19 protein-coding genes, 1 tRNA gene and 2 pseudogenes are annotated in these 20,842 nt (G+C 75.8%); 17 read left to right on the top strand and 5 right to left on the bottom strand.

Translation table 11 applies throughout. From position 1 onward, the window contains the following. Window positions 1-57: 57 nt before the first annotated feature. Together ATM99_RS19920 and ATM99_RS09520 are read left to right on the top strand one after the other, a co-directional pair. A pseudogene (locus ATM99_RS19920) lies at window positions 58-540 on the top strand (ATP-binding cassette domain-containing protein); the annotation flags it as partial. Window positions 541-588: 48 nt separating this feature from the next. Then, window positions 589-1,872, top strand: coding sequence for an ABC-F family ATP-binding cassette domain-containing protein (locus tag ATM99_RS09520; RefSeq protein ID WP_369798048.1), 1,284 nt, complete (start codon window positions 589-591; stop codon window positions 1,870-1,872). Window positions 1,873-1,914: 42 nt separating this feature from the next. Here the strand turns inward: ATM99_RS09520 and ATM99_RS09515 are convergent, their stop codons facing one another. Genes ATM99_RS09515 through ATM99_RS09505 form a run of 3 tightly spaced genes read right to left on the bottom strand, consistent with a single transcriptional unit; the run spans window position 1,915 to window position 4,340 of the window. Beyond that, the gene (locus tag ATM99_RS09515) at window positions 1,915-3,165 is read right to left on the bottom strand and encodes a CynX/NimT family MFS transporter (protein WP_062102692.1); all 1,251 of its coding nucleotides are present in this window, start codon (window positions 3,163-3,165) and stop codon (window positions 1,915-1,917) included. Then, window positions 3,162-3,680 (bottom strand): MarR family winged helix-turn-helix transcriptional regulator, encoded by a 519-nt coding sequence (locus ATM99_RS09510; RefSeq protein WP_062102691.1) that lies wholly within the window; start codon window positions 3,678-3,680, stop codon window positions 3,162-3,164. Before ATM99_RS09510 ends, ATM99_RS09515 begins: the two co-directional genes overlap by 4 nt. A gap of 60 nt (window positions 3,681-3,740) precedes the next feature. Next, window positions 3,741-4,340: a TetR/AcrR family transcriptional regulator gene (locus tag ATM99_RS09505; RefSeq protein ID WP_062102699.1), complete on the bottom strand. Its 600-nt coding sequence runs from the start codon at window positions 4,338-4,340 to the stop codon at window positions 3,741-3,743. 131 nt (window positions 4,341-4,471) lie between these two features. Between ATM99_RS09505 and ATM99_RS09500 the strand changes: the two genes are divergently transcribed. The 3 genes from ATM99_RS09500 to ATM99_RS09490 all read left to right on the top strand — a co-directional run bounded on the left by ATM99_RS09500 (window position 4,472) and on the right by ATM99_RS09490 (window position 6,699). Next, window positions 4,472-4,543 (top strand) — tRNA-Gln (locus ATM99_RS09500). Window positions 4,544-4,659: 116 nt separating this feature from the next. Further along, complete coding sequence (locus ATM99_RS09495; protein ID WP_062102690.1) at window positions 4,660-6,027, top strand: heparan-alpha-glucosaminide N-acetyltransferase domain-containing protein; 1,368 nt, start codon at window positions 4,660-4,662, stop codon at window positions 6,025-6,027. A gap of 54 nt (window positions 6,028-6,081) precedes the next feature. Next, window positions 6,082-6,699 carry a nitroreductase/quinone reductase family protein gene (locus ATM99_RS09490; protein WP_062102689.1) on the top strand — a complete coding sequence of 206 codons (618 nt, stop codon included), beginning with the start codon at window positions 6,082-6,084 and terminating at the stop codon, window positions 6,697-6,699. Between the two features lie 22 nt (window positions 6,700-6,721). On the opposite strand, the gene ATM99_RS09485 is transcribed toward ATM99_RS09490, so the two are convergent. Then, a complete protein-coding gene (locus ATM99_RS09485) occupies window positions 6,722-7,552 on the bottom strand; it encodes a cyclopropane-fatty-acyl-phospholipid synthase family protein (RefSeq protein WP_062102688.1) in 831 nt (276 codons plus the stop codon). A gap of 173 nt (window positions 7,553-7,725) precedes the next feature. Here ATM99_RS09485 and ATM99_RS09480 point away from each other — a divergent pair, with 173 nt between their 5' ends. The 3 genes from ATM99_RS09480 to ATM99_RS09470 are packed head-to-tail and all read left to right on the top strand — an operon-like array spanning window position 7,726 to window position 9,799. After that, a complete protein-coding gene (locus tag ATM99_RS09480) occupies window positions 7,726-8,169 on the top strand; it encodes a GntR family transcriptional regulator (protein ID WP_062102687.1) in 444 nt (147 codons plus the stop codon). Next, complete coding sequence (locus tag ATM99_RS09475) at window positions 8,166-9,122, top strand: ABC transporter ATP-binding protein (protein WP_062102686.1); 957 nt, start codon at window positions 8,166-8,168, stop codon at window positions 9,120-9,122. The genes ATM99_RS09480 and ATM99_RS09475 overlap by 4 nt, the downstream gene beginning before the upstream one ends. After that, window positions 9,119-9,799 (top strand): ABC-2 transporter permease, encoded by a 681-nt coding sequence (locus tag ATM99_RS09470; protein WP_062102685.1) that lies wholly within the window; start codon window positions 9,119-9,121, stop codon window positions 9,797-9,799. Before ATM99_RS09475 ends, ATM99_RS09470 begins: the two co-directional genes overlap by 4 nt. Here the strand turns inward: ATM99_RS09470 and ATM99_RS09465 are convergent. Beyond that, entirely contained in the window at window positions 9,787-11,040 is a 1,254-nt protein-coding gene (locus ATM99_RS09465; protein WP_062102684.1) for a sugar MFS transporter, read from the bottom strand. The two genes, ATM99_RS09470 and ATM99_RS09465, sit on opposite strands and share 13 nt — an antisense overlap. Before the next feature lie 149 nt (window positions 11,041-11,189). Between ATM99_RS09465 and glmU the strand changes: the two genes are divergently transcribed. The 9 genes and pseudogenes from glmU to ATM99_RS09420 form a co-directional block, all read left to right on the top strand. Then, window positions 11,190-12,857: a bifunctional UDP-N-acetylglucosamine diphosphorylase/glucosamine-1-phosphate N-acetyltransferase GlmU gene (gene glmU / locus ATM99_RS09460; RefSeq protein WP_062102683.1), complete on the top strand. Its 1,668-nt coding sequence runs from the start codon at window positions 11,190-11,192 to the stop codon at window positions 12,855-12,857. Next, window positions 12,854-13,837: a ribose-phosphate diphosphokinase gene (locus tag ATM99_RS09455; RefSeq protein WP_062102682.1), complete on the top strand. Its 984-nt coding sequence runs from the start codon at window positions 12,854-12,856 to the stop codon at window positions 13,835-13,837. Before glmU ends, ATM99_RS09455 begins: the two co-directional genes overlap by 4 nt. Window position 13,838: 1 nt before the next feature. After that, window positions 13,839-14,495 (top strand): SIMPL domain-containing protein, encoded by a 657-nt coding sequence (locus ATM99_RS09450; protein WP_062102681.1) that lies wholly within the window; start codon window positions 13,839-13,841, stop codon window positions 14,493-14,495. Window positions 14,496-14,888: 393 nt separating this feature from the next. Then, a complete protein-coding gene (locus ATM99_RS09445) occupies window positions 14,889-15,506 on the top strand; it encodes a 50S ribosomal protein L25/general stress protein Ctc (protein ID WP_062102680.1) in 618 nt (205 codons plus the stop codon). Between the two features lie 88 nt (window positions 15,507-15,594). Then, entirely contained in the window at window positions 15,595-16,212 is a 618-nt protein-coding gene (gene pth, locus ATM99_RS09440; RefSeq protein ID WP_062102679.1) for an aminoacyl-tRNA hydrolase, read from the top strand. 173 nt (window positions 16,213-16,385) lie between these two features. Beyond that, a complete protein-coding gene (locus ATM99_RS09435; protein ID WP_223304941.1) occupies window positions 16,386-17,927 on the top strand; it encodes a sugar transferase in 1,542 nt (513 codons plus the stop codon). 92 nt (window positions 17,928-18,019) lie between these two features. Further along, window positions 18,020-19,195, top strand: coding sequence for a DUF1972 domain-containing protein (locus ATM99_RS09430; RefSeq protein ID WP_062102698.1), 1,176 nt, complete (start codon window positions 18,020-18,022; stop codon window positions 19,193-19,195). Beyond that, entirely contained in the window at window positions 19,192-19,938 is a 747-nt protein-coding gene (locus tag ATM99_RS09425) for a CDP-alcohol phosphatidyltransferase family protein (protein WP_062102677.1), read from the top strand. Before ATM99_RS09430 ends, ATM99_RS09425 begins: the two co-directional genes overlap by 4 nt. A 274-nt stretch (window positions 19,939-20,212) precedes the next feature. Beyond that, a pseudogene (locus tag ATM99_RS09420) lies at window positions 20,213-20,842 on the top strand (hypothetical protein); the annotation flags it as partial.

Raw genomic sequence — 20,842 nt, 5'->3', positions numbered from 1 at the left:
CCGTCGCCTGGGCCGCGTCGACACCCCGCCCGCGGACCTGGCAGGCTGGAGGACCTCATGCCCCACCTGCTCGGCGCTGACCGCGTCCACCTCACCCTCGGCACCCGCACGCTCCTCGACGGCGTGAGCCTCGGCGTCGACGACGGCCAGCGCATCGGCGTCGTCGGGCCCAACGGCGCCGGCAAGTCCACGCTGCTGCGCGTGCTCGCGGGCAGCCAGACCCCCGACGACGGCCGCGTCACGCGCGCGGGCGGCACGCGGGTCGCGCTGCTCGACCAGCGCGACGACCTGGGCGAGGGCACCGTGCTCGACGTCGTGCACGGCACGGCGGACGCGCACGAGTGGGCCTCGGACGCCCGCGTGCGCGCGGTCCACACGGGTCTGCTCGCCGACGTCGCGCTCGACGCACCCGTCGCGCAGCTCTCGGGCGGGCAGCGCCGCCGCGTCGCGCTCGCGGCGCTGCTCGTGCGCGACGACGAGGTGCTCGTGCTCGACGAGCCCACGAACCACCTCGACGTCGAGGGGGTCGCCTGGCTCGCGGGCTACCTGGTCGAGCGGTACGCGCGCGGCAGCGGCGCGCTCGTCGTCGTGACGCACGACCGGTGGTTCCTCGACGCGGTGTGCACGCGCACGTGGGAGGTCCACGACGGCGTCGTCGACCAGTACGACGGCGGGTACGCGGCGTACGTGCTGGCGCGTGCCGAGCGCGCCCAGCAGGCCGCGACGATCGAGACCAAGCGGCAGAACCTGCTGCGCAAGGAGCTCGCGTGGCTGCGCCGCGGAGCGCCCGCGCGCACGTCGAAGCCGAAGTTCCGGATCGACGCCGCGACCGCGCTCATCGCGGACGAGCCGCCGCCGCGCGACTCGCTCGCGCTCGCGCGCACCGCGACCGCGCGGCTCGGCAAGGACGTGCTCGACCTCGAGGACGTGACGTTCACGCTGCCCGACGGCCGTGTGCTGCTCGACGACGTGACGTGGCGGCTCGGCCCGGGGGACCGGTACGGCGTGGTCGGCGTCAACGGCGCGGGCAAGACGACGCTGCTGCGCCTGCTCACCGGCCGCGCGCAGCCCACGTCGGGGCGCGTGCGGCGCGGCAAGACCGTGCAGGTCGCCGAGCTGCGGCAGGACGTCGAGGACCTCGACGAGGTCGCCGACCTGCGGGTCGTCGAGGCCGTCGAGCGTGAGAAGCGCACGGTCGTGGTCGGCGGCAAGGAGCTCACCGCGAGCCAGCTGGTCGAGCGGCTCGGGTTCACGCGCGAGCGCGCGCGCACGCCCGTGCGGGACCTGTCCGGCGGTGAGCGACGCCGCCTGCAGCTGCTGCGCCTGCTGGTCGCCGAGCCGAACGTGCTGCTGCTCGACGAGCCGACCAACGACCTCGACACCGACACCCTCGCGGCCGTCGAGGACCTGCTCGACGGCTGGCCGGGCACGCTGATCGTGGTGTCGCACGACCGGTACCTGCTCGAGCGCGTGTGCGACCGGCAGGTCGCGCTGCTCGGCGACGGCCAGGTGCGCGACCTGCCGGGCGGGGTCGAGCAGTACCTCGAGCTGCGCGCGGCCGCGCTGGGCGGTGCGCGGTTCTCGCTGCCGGACGACGCGCCCTCGGCCGCCGACGCCGCGCCCGCCGCGGACGGCCCGTCGGCGCCCGTGCCGTCGGCCGCGGAGGTCCGGGCCGCCCGCAAGGAGGTGCAGCGCATCGAGCGGCGTCTCGAGCGGATCGCGACGCTCGAGGCGGGCCTGCACGCACGCATGGCCGAGCAGGCGACCGACCACCAGGCCGTCACGGCGCTCGACGCCGAGCTGCGGACCCTCGCGGCCGAGCGCGACGACCTCGAGGCCGCGTGGCTCGAGGCCGCCGAGACCGCGGGCTGAGCTCCGGTCGGCCGTGTCGGCCGCTCTCCCGCGCCGTCGTCGTCAGCGGCGGGGGAGGTGGCCCGCCGCGAGCGTGTGCGCGGTGGCCGCGAGCACGAGCAGGCCGACCACGGCCAGGAGCGGCGCGGTCCAGCCCGCCGTCGCCTCGTGCGCCGCGCCCAGCAGGCTGGGTGTCGCGGCGGCGACCGCGTACCCGACGGTCTGCACGGCGGCCGACAGGCGCCGGACGTCGCCGGGGGAGTCGGCGACCGCCGCGACGACCGTGAACAGCACGACGAAGTTGGCGCCCTGCGCGAGCCCCCCGAGCACCGCCCACGCGGGCCAGGCACCGGGTGCGAGCAGCAGGCCGACCGGCAGCGTCAGCCAGCACGCCGCGATCGCGAGCACGACGGCGCGGGGCGGCACGCGGCGGGCCAGCGCGGCGGGGGCGAGCACGGAGCCGAGCACGCCGAGCAGCTGGAAGAGCGACGCCGCGGCGCCCGCGCCGGCGCGTCCGAGGTCGGCGGTGTCGTGCAGCACCGACGGCAGCCACGCGGTGACGCCCATGTACGACGACGCCTGCCCGACGAACGTCAGGCACAGCAGCCACGTGACCGGTCGGCGCGCCAGCGGGACGCGGGGCGGTGCCGCCGTCGCCGCTGCGGTCGGCGCCGCGAGCGCGGCGCCCGCGGCGCCGGGTGCGGCGGCGACGGCGGCTGCGCGCGACGCGGTCCGCCGGGTCGCGCGCCACGGGCCGTCGCCCGCCACGCGCAGCCACACGACGAGCGCGAGCAGCGCCAGCAGGCCCCACGCCGTGAGCGCCCAGCGCCAGCCGACGAGCCCCGCGAGGGGCGCCGTGCCGAGCGTCGTGAGCCACGCGCCCGCGTTCATGACCGCCGAGTACAGCCCCATGACGCGCGGCACCCGCGTCGGGAAGTCGCGCGCGACCACCACCGGCACGCCGACGTTCCCCACGGTGATCGCGGCCCCCACGACGACCGTCCCGACGAACGCACCGGGCACGCCGCCGAACGAGCGCAGCAGCGTGCCGCCCAGGATCGCGAGCAGCGCGAGCGCGAGCATCCGGGTGGTGCCCGCGCGCCCGAGCGCGAGCGCGGCGAGCGGCGTGAGCGTCGCGAAGCACAGCACGCCGAGCCCCGTGAGGAGCCCCGCGGCCGACGACGTGAGTCCGAGCGTCGCCGCGACCTGGTCGATGACGGGCGCCGGGGCGACGAGCGGCCCGCGCAGGGTCAGGGCGACCAGCAGCAGCGCCGTGAGGAGCGCACCCGTCGCGCGTGCGCCCCGCGCGCTCACGACGCGTCGAACAGCGTGAGGACGTCGCGCAGCAGCGCCGCGAGCCGTTCGCGGTCCGCCTCCGGCAGGTCCCCGAGGAGCCCGCGCTCGACGTCGAGCAGGTCGGCGAACGCCTCGTCGACGCGCCGTAGCCCCGCGGGCGTGAGCTGCACGAGGACGCCCCGTCGGTCGTCGGGCGACGGCTGCCGCTCGACCAGCCCGTGCTGCACGAGCCGGTCGATCCGGTTGGTCATGGTGCCGCTCGTGACGAGCGTCTGCGTGAGCAGCGCCCCCGGCGACAGGCGGTAGGGCGCACCGGCGCGCCGCAGCGCCGCGAGCACGTCGAACTCCCACGTCTCCAGGCCGTGCCGCGCGAACGCGCCGCGCCGCGCGAGGTCCAGGTGCCGCGCGAGCCTGCTGACGCGCGAGAGCACGGTGAGAGGACGCACGTCGAGGTCCGGCCGCTCGTGCTGCCAGGCGAGCACGATGCGGTCGACCTCGTCGCGCGGGGTCCCGTCGTCGTGCGGCTCGGCCATGGTCGGAAGATTAGTCGTCGTCGAGAGACCCCGGCCGCGAGCCGCGCCGGGGCGCTCCGGTCAGGGGTGACGCGTGAGCGTCGGGCGGCGCTCGAGGCCCTCGAGGCCGTTCCAGGCCAGGTTGACCAGGTGCGCCGCGACCTCGGCCTTCTTGGGGCTGCGCGCGTCGAGCCACCACTGACCCGTGAGCGCGACCATGCCGACGAGCATCTGCGCGTACATCGGCGCCGTGCGCGGGTCCAGGGCCTGCTTCTTGAACTGCGCCGCCAGCAGGTGCTCGACCTGCGACGCGACGTCGCCGATGAGCGACGAGAACGTGCCCGTGGCCTGTGCGACGGGCGAGTCGCGCACGAGGATCCGGAACCCGTCCTCGGACTGCTCGATGTAGCTCAGCAGCGCGAGCGCCGTGCGCTCGACCATGACCTTGGGGTGGCCACCCTCCTCGAGGGCGCTGGTGAGCGCCCCGGTGAGCGCCTGGATCTCGCGGTCGACGACGACCGCGTACACGCCCTCCTTGCCGCCGAAGTGCTCGTACACCACGGGCTTGGACACCTCGGCGCGGGCCGCGATCTCCTCGACGCTGGTGTTGTCGAACCCCTTCTCGGCGAACAGCCGCCGTGAGACGTCCAGCAGCTGTGCACGCCGCTGCGTGCCCGTCATGCGCGCGCGGGTCGTCCGCTTGGGGTCGGAGGCCATCGGTCCAGTCTGCCGTGCGGGACCGCCGGGCGGGGGGACGTCGACAGTCGGTCCGGCGCGACGGGGCGTGCCGGACTGGCAGACTGGGCCGCCGGTCCGCCCTGGTGTAACGGCAGCACGCAGGCCTTTGGAGCCTTGCGGTCCAGGTTCGAATCCTGGGGGCGGAGCCCGGCTCGACCCGCGACCCGCAGCGCGCTGACCTGCGGGTCCACCCGTGGCATGACGTGACGTGGGCCCCCGGGCGGACGTGGCCGAAGGTCCCGCGTGCCTAGCGTCGAGGTCCATGGAGATGTCGTCCCGGGCCGTGCCCGGCCCGCTCAGGACCGTCCCCCGCGCCCACGAGGACCCGCCGGCGGGTGATGCGCCGCGGGAGTCCCGGCCGGCGTCCGCGGGGTTCCGTGCGCGACTCGCGGCGTTCGGGCGTCCGCCGCGCGTCATGGGCGTCGACGTCGCCCGTGGCCTGGCGGTGCTCGGCATGATCGGCGCGCACGTCGTCTCGAGCCGTCCCGAGCTGAGCTGGGGCGACCCGTCCACGTGGCTCGCGCTCGTCGACGGGCGCCCCTCGATCCTGTTCGCGCTGGTCGCGGGCGTCTCCCTCGCGTTCGTGTCGGGCGGCCGGTCGCGACTGACGGGGCAGGCGCTGGAGGACGCGCGGCTGCGTCTGGCGCGGCGCGGGATCGTGGTCCTGCTCATCGGGCTCGCGCTCGAGATGCTCGACACGTGGGTCGACGTGATCCTGCCGGTCTACGGCGTGCTGTTCCTGCTGATGATCCCGTTCCTGGGCTGGTCGCGGCGGCGTCTGCTGGTCGGCGCGGCCGCCGTCGGGCTCCTGGGCCCGACGCTCGTCGCCGTGGTCGAGGCGCTGACGTTCCAGCCCTACGGCGCGGGCGTGGGCCTGCTCGTCACCGGGATGTACCCGGCGACGACCTGGGTGGCGCTCATGCTCGCCGGGATGGCGCTGGGGCGGTGCGACCTCACGTCGCCGCGTCTCGCGGCCGGGCTCGTGGCGGGGGGCGTCGCGCTCGCGGGCCTCGGCTACGGCCTGGGTGCGGTGGTGGACGCCGCGCCGGTCGGCGCGCAGTCGCAGCAGGCCGAGGCGGTCCCGGGCGACGAGGTCGACCTGACGGGCACGGTCTGCGTGCCGCAGGACGGCGGGGCCGTGTACTGCCAGCCGGACGGCGGCGGCGAGGCGGGCGACGGCGCGCAGGCGCCGACCGGCTACCTCGCGACGTTCCGGGAGACCGGCGGCTTCTCCTCGGTGCCCGCGGCCGCGTGGTCGGCGCAGCCGCACAGCGGCGGCACGGCGGAGATCGTCGGGTCGGGCGGGTTCGCGCTCGCGGTGCTGGGCGTCTGCCTGCTGCTCGCACGTCCGCTGCGCTGGCTGCTGCTGCCGGTCGCGACGGTGGGGTCGATGCCGCTCACGGCGTACTCCGTGCACGTCGTGTCGCTCGCGGTGCTGCTGTGGCCGTTCGGCCTGGTCCCCGCCGCGCTGACGGACGACGGCGGCGTCCACCCGGCGGTGTGGCCGGTGTCCGCGGTCGTGCTCCTCGTGGCGTGCACCGCGTGGGCGCTGACGCTCGGGCGCGGTCCGCTCGAGCGGCTCACGGCGCGCGCGGCGCGGCCCGACCCGTCGGTCCGGGCGGGTGCCTGACGGTCGCGACCTTCGTCTCTGCCGCGGTGCCGCACCGGTCCCTAGCGTGGTCGCATGAGCGACCCGCTGCCGTACGGTCCCGTCCTCACCCGCCTCGCCGAGCCGCTGCGTCGCGCGTTCCTCGTGGTGAACCGCCGCGTCGCGGCGCCCGCGCTGCGACGCGGCGGCGGCGTGCTGCTCGCGACGCCGCTGGCAGGGTCGATCCTGCTGCTGACCACGACGGGGCGGGTGAGCGGCGCGCGCCGCGAGGTGCCGCTGTGCTACGCCGTGGTCGACGGCGCCGTGGTGGTCGTGGCCGGGTACGGGCACGCGGCGCAGTGGTACCGCAACGCGGTCGCGCACCCCGAGGTGGAGGTCACGCTGCCCGGTGCGGCGTTCGCGGGACGTGCGGCGGAGGTCGTCGACGACGCCGCACGGGTGCGCGCGATGCGCGTGCTGGCGGCGTCGATGGGCGTGGCCGGCCGCTCGACGCTCGGCGACGTCGCCGACATGCCCGACGACGAGGTGCTGGCGCTCGCGCGCACGCTGCCGATGCTCGCGATCACGCCGACCGCGGTGCTGCCCGGCCCGTACGACCCGGGCGGCGCCGCGACGCGGGTCGTGCTCGCGGCGTGGTTCGCGCTGCCGCTCGTGCCGCTCGTCCTGCGGGCGCTGCGTCGCCGGGCGGCGTGAGCCCGTCGCCCGGCGACGCGTCTCATGCGCGACGCGTGAGCACGGCGAACGTCGGCGACCCCGGGTCGTAGGTGGCGCCCGCGACGTCGCCGTGCACGTCGGGCTCGGCGAAGCCGGCCGCACGCAGCTCGGCGGCGACCTCGTGCGGCGTGAGGCACTGCATCCAGTTCCAGAACACGCGTGACGTGCGTGCGGTGCGGATCGTGTACCGGTCGAGCACGAGGCGCAGCCCGGGGTAGGTGAACGTCTCGTGCGTCTCGTCGTACGGCTCGGCGGACCAGAACCCGCCCATGAGACCGGGCGCCGTGGTGCTGCCCTCGCGCACGGTCGCGAAGCGGGCTGCGCTCGTGACGTCGAGCAGCAGCCGCCCGCCGGGTCGCAGCGCGCCGTGGACGCGTGCGAGGAGGGTGGCGCGCTGGTCAGGGCTCAGCACGCTGTAGTCCTCGAAGACGAGGACCGCCGCGTCGTGGGCGTCGCCCAGGTCGGTCCCGGGGTCGAGGTAGCTGCCGTGCCGGAGCTCGACGGGCAGGCGGTCGCGGCGCGCGACGTCGCGTGCGTGCGCGAGCGAGCGGGACGCGACGTCCACCCCGAGCACCCGCACGCCGCGGCGGGCGACGCGCTCGGCGTACAGCCCCGGCCCGCAGCCGAGGTCGAGCAGCCGGTCGCCGGGGGAGAGTCCCAGCGCGGGGACGAGCCACGCGGCGGACCGGTCGACGAACGCGTGCGGGCGTGACGCGAGCGGGGACAGGGGGTCGAGGTGCGCGGCGAGCATCTGCGCCGAGACGTGGGGGTCGTCCCACAGCGCGGGGGCGGTGTAGGCGCAGAACGGGGTCGGGCGGTCGTGCGTGGTCACGGTTGCTCCTGGGGTCGACGACGGTCGCCGCGGCGGGCGGCGGGGCGAGGGGGGTCGTCAGGAGCGCATGACGGCGAGGCTAGCGCGCGGCGGGAGCCGTCGACCGGGACCGTTCGGCTTGACCACGGGGCTCCTACTGTTCATAGTGTCTATACACAGTAGGAGGTGGTGGCGTGCGGATCGTCGTCTCGAACAACGCGGACGTGCCCCTGTACGAGCAGGTCGCCCAGCAGGTGAAGGCCGCGATCCTGCGCGGCGAGCTCGAGGACGGCGCGGCGCTGCCCTCGGTGCGCGGCCTCGCGCGGGACCTGCGGATCTCGGTCATCACGACCACGCGGGCGTACGCCGAGCTCGCCGCCGAGGGGTTCATCACCAACGTCCCCGGCAAGGGCGCGTTCGTGCTCCCCGTCGACTCCGACCTCGTGCGCGAGCAGCTGCTGCGACGCGTCGAGGACGGCCTCGTCACCGCGATCGACGCCGCGCGGCTCGCACGGCTCGGCCGCGACGACCTCGTCGAGATGCTCGACGCGCTGCTCGCCGGCGACGCCGACGACGCGGCCCCGTCCGCCGGGGCCGAGCGACCCGCCGGTGCCACGCGGACGGCGGCCGCCCGGTGACCGGACCCGCGGCGACAGCCGCACCCACCGGCACCGAGCCGCTCGCGCTCGCGCTGCGCGGCGTCACCGTCGACCTCGGCGGTTTCGCGCTGCGCGACGTCGACCTCGCGCTCCCCACCGGCTACGTCATGGGCCTCGTCGGCCCCAACGGCGCCGGCAAGACGACCCTCATCCGCACGCTGCTGGGCATGTGGACCGCGTCCGCCGGCACGGTCGAGGTCCTGGGGCACGCGCTGCCCGCCCCCGTCGCGCTGCGCCAGGAGATCGGCATCGTGCTCGACCGTCCCGCGCTCGTCGAGGACTGGCGCCTCGACGACGTCGAGAAGGCGCTGGGGCCGTTCTACGACCGCTGGGACCCCGGCCGCTTCGCCGAGCTGCTGCGTGCGTTCCGGCTCGACCGCCGGGCGCGCGTCAAGGAGCTGTCGCGCGGCATGACGATGAAGCTGCAGATCGCGATCGCGCTGTCGCACGACGCGCGTCTGCTGCTGCTCGACGAGCCGACCAGCGGCCTCGACCCCGTCGCGCGCGACGAGCTCGTCGGCATCCTCGGCGACTACCTCGTCGACGACGCGCGCAGCGTGCTGTTCTCGACGCACATCACGGCCGACCTCGAGCGCATCGCCGACCACCTCACGGTTCTCAGCGGTGGTCGTGTCGTGCGCACCGGCACGCGCGACGAGGTGCTCGACGCCTACTGCCTCGTGCGCGGCGACGGTGACGAGCTCCCGGCCGACGGCATCGTGGCGCTGCACGGCGCACGCCGCACGGCGGTGGGGGTCGAGGCGCTCGTCGCCACCGACGACGTGCCGCTGCTGGGCCCCGGCGTGCTGGTCGAGCGGCCGACGCTCGACCAGATCGTCGTGCACCTGGGCGGCACGCCGCCGCCCGTCGACCCCGGGCCGCCCGCGCCGGTGCGTCGCCGCGGCCTGCTGACCTCGCGGGGCCGGTCGTGAGCGCCGCGGCCGCCGCGCTGCGGCTCGACGTCATGACCGTCCGCCCGTACACGCGCCAGCTGGTCATGGTGCTCGGCGCGATGGGCGTGCTGGTGGTCATCGGCCCGCCCGCGGTCGGGCTCATGGCCGGCGCCGTCTTCGCCGCGGTCGTCGCGTCGTACCCGTTCGCGGTCGAGGACAAGAACGACCTGGGCACGCTGCACGCGTCGCTGCCCGTGCGGCGCGGCGCGCTCGTGCTCGCGCGGTACGCGCTGTCGCTGCTGACCTACCTGGTCGCGACCGCCGCGGCCACCGTGCTCGCGCTCGTGTGGTCGACCACGGGCGACGCGGTCGTGACCGGCGGCGAGCTCGGTGTCGTCGCGGCCGTGAGCTTCGTGACGTACGCGGTCCTGGTCGGCTTCCAGCTGCCCGTGTACTACGCGGTCGGCTACACCCGTGGGCGGCTGCTCGGGTACGTGCCGATCATGCTGCTGTCCGCGGGGGCCGGGGCCGTCGGCGCGTCGGGCGCCGTGGACCTCGCCGCGCTCGTGGCGCCGCTCGAGCGCCACCCCGTCGCCACGGCCGCCGTCACGATCGCCGCGGGTGCGCTCGTGCTCGTCGGGTCGGCGCTCGCGGCGTGGCGCCTGGACCGTCGGCACGCCCACCGGGTGTCGGCCGGTGTGCGTCAGGCGGCCTGAGCGGGGTAGCCGCCGGCTGCCGCCCGGCCCGACACCAGCACCGTCACCGTGAACAGCGCGGGCACGACGGCCATGAGCAGCAGGCCCGTGCGCAGCCCGCTGCCCGTGTCGGGCGGCAGGGCCGCGGCGAGCCCGCCCAGCGGGCCGTCGGTCAGGCCCGCGAGCACGCCCGCGCCGAGGGGTCCGAGCATGCCGCCCGCGTCGCCGGCCAGCGCCAGCAGCGCGAACATCGCGGCCCCGCCCAGCGGGAACCGCGCCGACGTCAGCGAGAACGTGCCGGGCCACAGCAGCGCGACCGCGAGCCCGCACAGCGCGCACGCGACCAGGCTCACTGCCGGCACGGGCGCCGTCGCCGCGACCACGTAGCAGACCGTGGCCGCCGCGCCCGACGCGGCGAGCAGCGGACGCAGCGGCAGCGCGTGGCCCCACATCCCGTACGCGAACCGCCCCAGCCCCATGAGCAGCGCGAACAGGCCGGGCCCCAGCAGGTCGCCGACCTCCTTGGGCACGCCCGTGCCCTGCTCGGCGAAGAACGACGACCACTGGGCGATCGTCAGCTCGGCCGCGCCGCCGGTCGTCATGAGGACGAGGGCCGCGAGGAACAGCGGCGTGCCGAGCAGACGGCGCACGGGCGTGCGGTGCTCGTCGGGCACCGTGCCCGGCATCGGCACGCGCAGCAGGACCACGAGGTTCGCGAGCGGCACGAGCGCCCACAGCACCGGCAGGAGCGCCCACAAGTCGGTGCCCAGGGCCGCGAGCAGCGCCGTGGTCCCCACGACGACCGCGAGCTGCCCCCAGCAGTAGAACGAGTGCAGCAGCGCCATGCCCGCCGCCTTCGACCCCGGCGGCGACGGCAGGTGCTCGACGACGGGCGACACCAGCACCTCCAGCAGCCCGCCGCCGACGCCGTACACGACGACGGCGACGCACAGCCCGACGAACGGCGACGGCAGCGCCGCCGGCAGCACCGCGAGCAGCACGAGCCCCGTCACCGCCAGCGCGTGCGCGAGGACCAGCGGCCGGCGGTACCCGATGCGGTCCACGACGCGCATCGCGACGAGGTCCGTGACCAGCTGGACCCCGAAGTTGAGCGCCGCGAGCGCCCCGAGCTGCGCGACGGGCACGTCGAAGGCCGTGTGGAACACCACGAACAGCAGCGGTGCCAGGTTGTTGACGACCGCCTGCACGACGTACGCGGCGTAGGCGGAGCGGCGGGTGGCGGTGAACGTGAGGGACGGCACGCGGGTCCTCGCAGGCGGCGGCGGCACGGGGCGGGCGTCACTCTGCCACGCGCCGCGAACGGTCGGGTCGCGCACCGCGGCGGCGGTAGAGTCGCTCCACGGCAGACCAAGTGCCCGTCCACCGGGCAGACCCGCGAGGAGCACCCCTGGTGACCGTCCCCCGCCCAGCCGCCGTCGTCGTCCTCGCAGCGGGTGAAGGCACCCGCATGCGGTCCGCGACCCCCAAGGTCCTGCACGAGCTGGGCGGTCGCAGCATGGTCGGGCACGCGCTCGCCGCCGCGCGCGCGCTCGAGCCGGGCCGCGTCGCCGTGGTCGTGCGGCACGAGCGCGAGCGGGTCGCGGCGCACGTGCTCGAGGTCGACGCGGACGCGCTGCTCGTCGACCAGGACGACGTGCCGGGCACGGGTCGTGCGGTGCAGGTCGCGATGACCGCGCTGGACGCGGCCGCGCAGGCCGCGACCGCCGACGTCGTCGCCGCGGGGCACGACGTGGGCGGTGCCGCGGCGGGCTCGGTGCTCGACGGCGCGGTCGTCGTCGTCGCGGGCGACGTGCCGCTGCTCGACCCGGGCACGCTGGAGCAGATGCTCGCGGCCCACGCGGCCGACGGCAACGCGGTCACGGTCCTGACCACCGAGGTGCCGGACCCCACGGGCTACGGCCGGATCCTGCGCGAGCCGGGCACGGGCGACGTGCTCGGGATCGTGGAGGAGAAGGACGCGACCGACGAGCAGCGCGCGGTCGCCGAGATCAACACGTCGGTCTACGTCTTCGACGCGACCGTGCTGCGCAGCGCGCTCGCGCGCCTCGGCCGCGACAACGCGCAGGGCGAGGTGTACCTGACCGACGTGCTCGCGATCGCGCGCCGCGACGGCGGGCGCGTGCGCGCGCTGCGCACCGACGACCGGCTGAGCGTCGAGGGCGTCAACGACCGCGTGCAGCTCGCGGTGCTGCGGGCCGAGCTCAACCGTCGCCTGCTCGAGGACTGGATGCGCGCGGGCGTCACGGTCGTCGACCCGGCGACCACGTGGGTCGACGTCGACGTCGACCTCGCGCGGGACGTCACGCTGCTGCCCAACGTGCAGCTGCACGGCGCGACGAGCATCGGCGAGGGCGCGACGATCGGCCCCGACACGACGCTCACCGACGTCGAGGTGCGCGCCGGTGCGACCGTCGTGCGCACGCACGGCTCGCTGTCGGTCGTCGGCGAGGGTGCGACGGTCGGCCCGTTCGCCTACCTGCGGCCGGGCACCGAGCTCGGCGCCGACGGCAAGATCGGCACGTTCGTCGAGACGAAGAACACGCAGATCGGCACGGGGTCGAAGATCCCGCACCTGTCGTACGTGGGCGACGCGACGATCGGCGAGCACTCGAACATCGGCGCCGCGTCGGTCACCGTGAACTACGACGGCGTCAACAAGCACCGCACGGTCATCGGGTCGCACGCCCGCACGGGCTCGGACAACATGTTCGTCGCGCCCGTGGTCGTGGGCGACGGCGCGTACACCGGTGCGGGCACCGTGGTCCGGCGCGACGTGCCCCCGGGGGCGCTCGCGGTGAGCGCGGGCTCGCAGCGCAACATCGAGGGCTGGGTGCAGCGCTCGCGCGCCGGCACGCCCGCCGCCGAGGCCGCCGCGAGGGCGCGTGGCACGCGCGACGTCGCGGGCCTGTCGCCCCAGGCGCGCGCCGAGCGCGAGCGCGCCGCCACCGCGGCGATCCCCGTGACGCCGCCCCCGCACCTGCCCGGTCAGCCGGCGCAGCTGGACGACCCGACCGACGCACCGGCGGGCGGCACGACGAACGAGGGCGGGACGCGATGACCGGCATCATCAGCCACGACGGGGAGAAGCGCCTGGTCCTGGCGACGGGGCGCGCGCACCCCGAGCTCGCGAAGGACGTGGCCGACCACCTCGGCATCGAGCTGCTGCCGACCGACGCGTACGACTTCGCCAACGGCGAGATCTACGTGCGGTTCGGGGAGTCGGTGCGCGGTGCCGACGCGTTCGTGCTGCAGTCGCACTGCTCGCCGATCAACCAGTGGCTCATGGAGCAGCTGCTCATGATCGACGCGATGAAGCGCGCGTCGGCCAAGACGATCACCGTGATCGCGCCGTTCTACCCGTACGCGCGGCAGGACAAGAAGCACCGCGGGCGCGAGCCGATCTCGGCGCGCCTGGTCAGCGACCTGTTCAAGACCGCGGGCGCCGACCGCATCATGAGCGTCGACCTGCACGCCGCGCAGACGCAGGGCTTCTTCGACGGCCCGGTCGACCACCTGTGGGCGCAGCCGATCCTCGTGGAGTACGTGCGCACGCGCGTCGACACCTCGAACGTCACGGTCGTCTCGCCCGACGCGGGCCGCATCCGCGTCGCCGAGCAGTGGGCCGCCAAGCTCGGCGGCGGGCCCCTCGCGTTCGTGCACAAGACGCGCGACATCCGCAGCCCCAACAAGGCCGTCGCCAACCGGGTCGTCGGCGACGTCGAGGGCAAGAGCTGCGTGATCGTCGACGACCTCATCGACACCGCGGGCACCATCGCGGGCGCCGTGCGCGTGGTCCTCGAGGCCGGCGCGAAGGACGTCATCGTCGCCGCGACGCACGGCGTGCTGTCCGACCCGGCGGTCGAGCGGCTGCAGGAGTGCGGTGCGCGCGAGGTCATCATCACCGACACGCTGCCGGTCGCCGACGAGCGCCGCTTCCCGCAGCTCACGGTCCTGTCGATCGCACCGCTGCTGGCCCGCGCGATCCGCGAGGTCTTCGACGACGGCTCGGTCACGTCGCTGTTCGACGGCAACGCCTGAGATGACCGCCGACGCGCACGGTCCCGACGCCCCCGGCGGCGTGACCGTGCGCGGGTCCGGCGCGGCCGACGCCGCCCCGGACGTCGTCGTCGCCGACGTGGCGACCGAGGTGCGCGACGCCGACGTGGCCGTGGCCCTGCGCGACGCGACGGCGGCCCTCGCGGCCGTGCGGCAGGCGCTGCGCACCGCAGGCGTCGAGGACCGCGCGGTGCGCACGGGCGCGACGTCGACCTGGACCGAGCAGACGGGACCGGACGGCACCGACCTGCGGGTCGTGGCCCGCCTCGGCCTGGTGGTCACGCTGCGCGACGCCGCCACGGCCGGTGACGTGGTGGGTGCGGCGCTCGCCGCCGGCGGTCCCGCGGTCCGGCTCGGCGGGCTGCGGCTCGTCGTCTCCGACCCCGCGCACGCGCAGGCGCGGGCCCGGGAGGCCGCCTGGCAGGACGCGTGGGAGAAGGCCACCCACCTCGCGGCGCTCGCCGGGCGGGCGCTCGGCGAGGTCGCGTGGGTGCGCGAGGGCGAGCCGGACCCCGGCGCGGTCCCGCGGTTCGCGCGCGCCGCGAGCGCCGACGCGTTCGCGCTGCCGGTCGACGCGGGGGAGCAGACGGTGCACGCGGCCGTCACGGTGCGCTGGACGTGGGGCGACGCCGCCCCGTAGCGACGACCGCCCGGGGTCACGACCCTCCGGGGTCACGACCGTCCGGGGTCACGACCGTCCGGGGTCACGAGCGTCCGGCGTGACGGGCCGCACGCCGGCGTCGGCCGCCGAGGGTCGAGGTGCCGGCCCGGGTCCGCTAAGATCGTCAGGTTGCCTCGGCGAGGGACGACGGACGGTCGACCCGGAAGCACCATCTCCGGAACGGCCCCCGGCTCCGTGATCGACTGGGTGGTCGCCTCCGTGTGCGTCCAGGTCCCCGTCCTGCGCCCCGCGTCGAGGCCACCGGGCCCCGTGCCCGACCACCCGAGGAGCCCCGCTCCTGCGGGTCCACCGACTGCCAGACCCCGCGCCCGCGGCACTCCGCGGCGCCACCGGAACGCCTGAGGAGCAGCAGTGTCCGAGATCAAGCTCGTCGCCACCGCCCGTACCGAGTTCGGCAAGGGTGCGGCCCGCCGCATCCGCCGCGCGAACCAGATCCCCGCGGTCCTCTACGGGCACGGCACCAAGCCGCTGCACGTGACGCTGCCGGGTCACGAGACGATGCTCTCGCTCAAGAACTCGAACGCGCTGTACTCGATCGAGCTCGACGGCAAGGCGACCCTCGCGATCGTCAAGGACGTCCAGCGCGACGTCGTGCGTCAGGTCATCGAGCACGTCGACCTGCTCATCGTGAAGAAGGGCGAGAAGGTCGCCGTCGACGTGCCCGTCACGATCGTCGGCGAGTCGGCGCCCGGCACGATCCACGTCGTCGAGACGCAGAACCTGTCGCTCGAGGCCGAGGCCACGCACCTGCCGCAGCACGTCGAGGTCTCGATCGAGGGCCTCGAGGGCGGCTCGGCCGTCACGGCCGGCGAGGTCACGCTGCCGAAGGGCACGACCCTCGTCACCGACGCCGAGATCGTCGTCGTCACGGTCACCGTGCCGCAGGCGTCGGCCGCCGACGTCGCCGCCGAGGAGGCCGCCGCCGAGCTCGCCGCCGAGCAGTCGGCCGCGTCCGCCAGCGAGGCCTGAGCACCGCAGCTCCCCGCGACGCCCGGCACCGTGCACGGTGCCGGGCGTCGTCGTACCCCCACCACCGGCACCCCTGGAGGACCCCACCGTGAGCGACGGACCCTGGCTCGTCGTCGGCCTCGGCAACCCCGGCGCGCAGTACGCCGGCAACCGGCACAACGTGGGCCAGATGGTGCTCGACGAGCTGGCGCGCCGGACGGGCGCGACGTTCGGCTCGCGCGGCGGCCTGCTGGGGCGCCGGCCGCAGGCCGTCTCCGCCGAGGCCCGGCTCGGGACGCTGCCCGGGGGTGCGCCCGGCCCGCGCGTGGTGCTGGCCAAGCCCACGACGTACATGAACGTCTCGGGCGGCCCCGTCGCCGCGCTCGCGCGCTACCACGACGTGCCGGTCGAGCGGGTCGTCATGGTGCACGACGAGCTCGACATCCCGTTCGCGGACGTCCGCCTCAAGCGCGGCGGCGGCGAGGGCGGCCACAACGGTCTGCGCGACACGTCCAAGGCGCTCGGCTCCAAGGACTACGTGCGCGTCCGCGTGGGCGTCGGGCGCCCGCCGGGCCGGCAGGACCCGGCCGACTTCGTCCTCAAGGACTTCTCGGGCCCGGAGAAGAAGGACCTGCCCTGGTTGGTCGACCGCGCGGCCGACGCGGTCGAGGCGGTCGTCCTGGAGGGTCTCGAGGCCGCGCAGCTGCGGTTCCACACCAAGGTCTGAGCCGCCGCGAGGGCCGCCCGCGCGGCGCCCTCCGTTCACCCGCCCGCCGTCTCGCCGCCGTCCCCGAGAGGGTGGCAATTCGCCGAGACAGGGTGAAATCGGACAGAAGGAACACAACGCCCTGAAAGGGGCGTATAGCCTCCCGGTTGTCACGACGTACGACTGTCGGCACCGTGGGGGAACAGATGACGCTGACGGCGGACCACAGCACCTCGCGGTCCGGCGAGGGAGGCGAGCGCCGCGGCCGCGCCGCGGAGCCCCGCCGGTCCTGGGCGTCGACGCAGCCGTTCGAGCCGCGCCGCACGCGCGACAACGCGGACCCGTTCGTGCTCGCTCACGGGTGGCGGGTCGTCGGCGCGCGCTACGTGCTCGCCGCGGTCGCCTCCGACGTCGTGGTCGCGTTCGCCGCGTGCCTCACCGTGCTCGGCGGGCCCTACCCGTTCGGCGAGGCGGCCGCCTGGGCGGCGACCGCCGCGGCGGCGTTCGTCGTCCTGGTCGCGGTGCTCGGCGGGTACCGCCGCGAGCACGCCGCCGACGGCCCTGCGGAGTTCCAGTCGGTGCTGCGCGGCGCGGTGGGCCTGGTGCTGGTCCTCATGGTCCTCGGGTACGTCTTCCGGGTCCCGGTGCCCCGCAGCTACGTGCTCGTGGGCGTGCCCGCGACCATGCTGCTGAGCTGGGTCGCGCGGCACGCGCTGCGCCGGCGGCTGCACCGCCGCCGGTCCCACGGCTCGGCGATGATGCGCACGGTCGTCGTCGGCGATGCGCTGTCTGCCGCCCGCGTGGTGCGGGACATCTCGGCGGCGCCGCACCACGGCTACCGCATCGAGGGCGTCTGCGTCCCGTCGCTCGACGGTCCCCGGCAGGTCGCCGGTGCCCCCGTGCTGGGTGCCGTCGCCGACGTCGTCCAGGTCGTCGCGGACCGCGCGGCGGACGTCGTGCTCGTCACCGGCTCGTACCTGGGCGGCGACGCGCTGCGCCGCCTGTCCTGGGCCCTGGCCCGCGCCGGGGCGCAGCTCGTGGTCGTGCCCGACATCGTCGAGGTCGCCGGCCCCCGCATGACCGTGCGTCCCACGGCGGGCCTCAGCCTGCTGCAGGTCGAGGTGGGGGCCACCCGGCCGCGGCTCGTGGTCAAGCAGGTCATGGACGTCGTCCTGGCCAGCGCGGCGCTCCTCGTGCTGTCGCCCGTGCTCGCGCTCGCCGCGCTCGCCGTCGCCCGGACGTCGCCCGGCGGCGCCGTCTACCGGCAGACGCGCGTGGGCCAGGACGGCCGCACCTTCACGATGTACAAGCTGCGCACCATGTACCGGGACGCCGACGAGCGGCGGGCCGCGCTGCTCGCGAGCGGCGTGCGCGACGGCGTGCTGTTCAAGATGGTCGACGACCCGCGGATCACGCCGGTCGGGCGCGTGCTGCGCCGGCTGTCGCTCGACGAGCTTCCGCAGCTGGTCAACATCATCAAGGGCGACATGGCCCTGGTCGGGCCGCGGCCGCCGCTGCTCGAGGAGGTCGAGGAGTACGACGACCCCGTGCAGCGTCGCCTGCACGTCAAGCCGGGCCTCACGGGGCTGTGGCAGGTCAGCGGGCGCTCCGACCTCGGCTGGGACGAGTCGGTCCAGCTGGACCTGCGCTACGTCGACAACTGGTCCGTCGCGATGGACCTGCTGATCCTGTGGAAGACCGCCCGCGCCGTCGTGACGGGCGCCGGGGCGTACTGAGCCGTGGACCCGGCGTGCCCGCGGGGTGCGCCGGACGAGAGAGGAGCGCCCGCGTGCGACACGTCGAGGCCGAGGGACGGCTGTCCGTCGCGATGGTGGGGACCCGCGGCGTGCCCGCGCGCTACGGCGGGTTCGAGACCGCGGTCGAGGAGGTCGGCTCGCGGCTCGCCGACCGCGGGCACGAGGTGCGCGTGTACTGCCGCACCTCCGCCGACACGGGCCGCGGACCGGACTCCCACCTGGGCATGCGGCGCGTCGAGCTGCCGGCGCTGCGGCGACGGTCCCTCGAGACGCTCAGCCACACGGCGCTGTCCGTCGCGCACCTCGCGGCCCGGCGCACCGACGTCGCCTTCGTCTTCAACGCCGCCAACTCACCGCTGCTGCCCGTGCTGCGCGCCGCGCGCGTGCCGGTCGCGACGCACGTCGACGGCCTGGAGTGGCAGCGGTCGAAGTGGGGGCCGGCGGGGCGCCGGTACTACCGCCGCGCCGAGGCGCTCGCGGTGCGCTGGTCGGACGCGCTCATCGCCGACGCGCGCGGGATCGCCGACTACTACCGGAGCGAGTTCGACGCGCCGACCACGCTGCTCAGCTACGGCGCACCCGTGCTGGTCGACCCGCCGTCGCACCGCCTGGCCGAGGTCGACGTCGAGCCCGGCCGCTACCACCTCGTGGTGGCGCGCTTCGAGCCGGAGAACCACGTGCACCTCGCGGTCGAGGGGTACGTGCGCTCGGGTGCGCGGCTGCCGCTCGTCGTGGTCGGGTCGGCGCCGTACGCCGACGCGTACACCGCGCACGTCCACGGCCTCGCGGCGGGCGACCCTCGCGTGCGGTTCCTCGGCGGGGTGTGGGACGCCGAGCTCCTGGACCAGCTCTACGCGCACGCCGCGAGCTACGTGCACGGGCACTCGGTCGGCGGGACCAACCCGTCGCTGCTGCGCGCGATCGGCGCGGGTGCGCCGACCATCGCCTACGACGTGTCGTTCAACCGCGAGGTGCTGGGCGCCGCCGGGCGCTACGTCCGCGACGCGGCGCAGGTCGCGCAGCACCTCGAGGAGGTCGAGGCGGCGCCGGTGCAGGCACGCGCGGCCGGTGAGGCGCTGCAGCGGCGGGCGCGCGAGTACGACTGGGACCTGGTCGCCGACGGGTACGAGGACCTCGCGCGGCGGCTGCGGGCGCGCGACGTCCCCGGGCCCCAGCCGGCGCGGCGGCGGCGCGCACCGGGCGCGGGAGCCACGGGGGAGCGCGACGGTCGGGTGCTCGTCGCGTGACCGGCTACCGGCAGAGCCTGGCGGCGCTCGCGTCCGCCCAGAAGGGTGCCGCGCGCTCGGCGCCCGCCTACTCACGCTTCGTCAACCGGCGGCTGGGGCGGTTCCTCGCCGCGGGCGCGCACACGCTGGGGCTGTCGCCCAACCAGGTCACCGGCCTCAGCGCCCTCGCGACGTTCGTCGGCATCGGGCTGCTCGCGGCGCTCCCGCCGTCGTGGGCGCTGGGCGTGGCGGTCGCCGTCCTGCTCGCTCTCGGGTACGCGCTGGACTCGGCCGACGGCCAGGTCGCACGCCTTACCGGGACGGGGTCGCGGGCCGGGGAGTGGCTCGACCACGTCGTCGACGCGACGAAGATCGCGACGCTGCCGCTGGCGCTGCTCGTCGGGCTCTACCGTGCCGACGCCGCGCCCGTGGTGTGGCTGCTCGTGCCGCTCGTGCACGCCGTGGCGGGTTCGGTCTACTTCTTCGGCATGATCCTCACCGAGCAGATGCGCGCGGCGTCGGGCGTGCGCAGCGTGGCCCGCACCGGGGGACGTGCTCCCTGGCTGCGCTCGGTGCTGGGGCTGCCGACCGACTACGGCGTGCTGTGCCTGTGCTTCGCGCTGCTGGGGGGTGGGGGCGTGTTCCTCGCCGCGTACAGCGCGGTGGTGCTGGCGACCGTCCTCGTGGCGCTCGCGGCGGGGGTGTCGTGGTACCGCGAGCTCGTCCGTGTGGGGCGTCCCGTGCCGGTCGTCGTGGGCGTCTGACGCCCCGTCAGGAGCCCGCAGGTCACGTTTGTGTCACGATGTGATGCAACTCACATCTCGAGTCGCCCTTCCGAGGGAGCCGCTGGGCCGATCGGGTGATGCGGCACGTCAGCGGCACGCGGCGAGCCGATCGTCCCGGTCGCACCGGCGCCCGGGGCGGTTCGTCCTGATCGTCCGTCCAGCTCGGAGCCGACGCCCGAGCCGCGGTTCGCCCTAGGCTCCGGGCAGATCGACGACCGCCCGGCTCGCGCCGACGACGAAGGACCCGAGTGCCATGACCCTCCGCACCCGCCTCACGCGCACCGCGCTCGTGGCGCTGCTCGTGTGCGCGCTCGCCGCGACCATGACGACGTTCCAGGCGCAGACCTCGGCCGCGGCGCCGACCACCTGGCGCCCGGTCGACACCCGGATCCTGGACCACCAGGTCCTCAAGCCGGGCGAGCGCGTCACGGTCACGCTCCCCGTGCCGGCCGCCGCGACGCACGTCAAGCTCGTCGTCGCGGGCCAGCTCTCGTGGCGCCCGAGCGCGATCTCGGTCTGCCCGGGGACGAAGGCGCCACGGTCGTGCACCGACGCCCCCGTGCTGACCACCCCGGTGAAGAAGGTCGCCTACGCCCACACGACGCTCGACGTCCGGGGTGCGGGGCGCCAGGTCACGGTCCACAACTCGAGCGCCAGCACGAGCGTGACGATCCGGGTGGCGAGCTGGGGGACCACGGCGTCCCCCGCGCCGACCGCCTCGCCGACGCCGACCGCGACGCCGCGGCCCACCGCCACGCCGCGTCCGACGGCGTCCGTCACGCCGCGACCGACGGTCGGTGCGACGCCCACCGCGTCCGCGGCGCCCACCGCGTCCGCGTCGCCCACCCCCGTCGTGACGCCGTCCCCGACGACGACCGCGCCG

Source organism: Cellulomonas sp. B6 (genome assembly GCF_001462455.1).
GTDB lineage: Bacteria > Actinomycetota > Actinomycetes > Actinomycetales > Cellulomonadaceae > Cellulomonas.
Note: the sequence above shows the minus strand (reverse complement) of the source record. Positions and strands in the feature narration are given on the sequence as shown.

Excerpts from the sequence above, each read along its gene's own strand:
- ATM99_RS09510 (WP_062102691.1), bottom strand. The coding sequence starts at position 3,680 with ATGGCCGAGCCGCACGACGACGGGACCCCGCGCGACGAGGTCGACCGC.
- ATM99_RS09505 (WP_062102699.1), bottom strand. The coding sequence starts at position 4,340 with ATGACGGGCACGCAGCGGCGTGCACAGCTGCTGGACGTCTCACGGCGG.
- ATM99_RS09495 (WP_062102690.1), top strand. The coding sequence starts at position 4,660 with ATGGAGATGTCGTCCCGGGCCGTGCCCGGCCCGCTCAGGACCGTCCCC.
- ATM99_RS09490 (WP_062102689.1), top strand. The coding sequence starts at position 6,082 with ATGAGCGACCCGCTGCCGTACGGTCCCGTCCTCACCCGCCTCGCCGAG.
- ATM99_RS09455 (WP_062102682.1), top strand. The coding sequence starts at position 12,854 with ATGACCGGCATCATCAGCCACGACGGGGAGAAGCGCCTGGTCCTGGCG.
- ATM99_RS09450 (WP_062102681.1), top strand. The coding sequence starts at position 13,839 with ATGACCGCCGACGCGCACGGTCCCGACGCCCCCGGCGGCGTGACCGTG.
- ATM99_RS09430 (WP_062102698.1), top strand. The coding sequence starts at position 18,020 with ATGGTGGGGACCCGCGGCGTGCCCGCGCGCTACGGCGGGTTCGAGACC.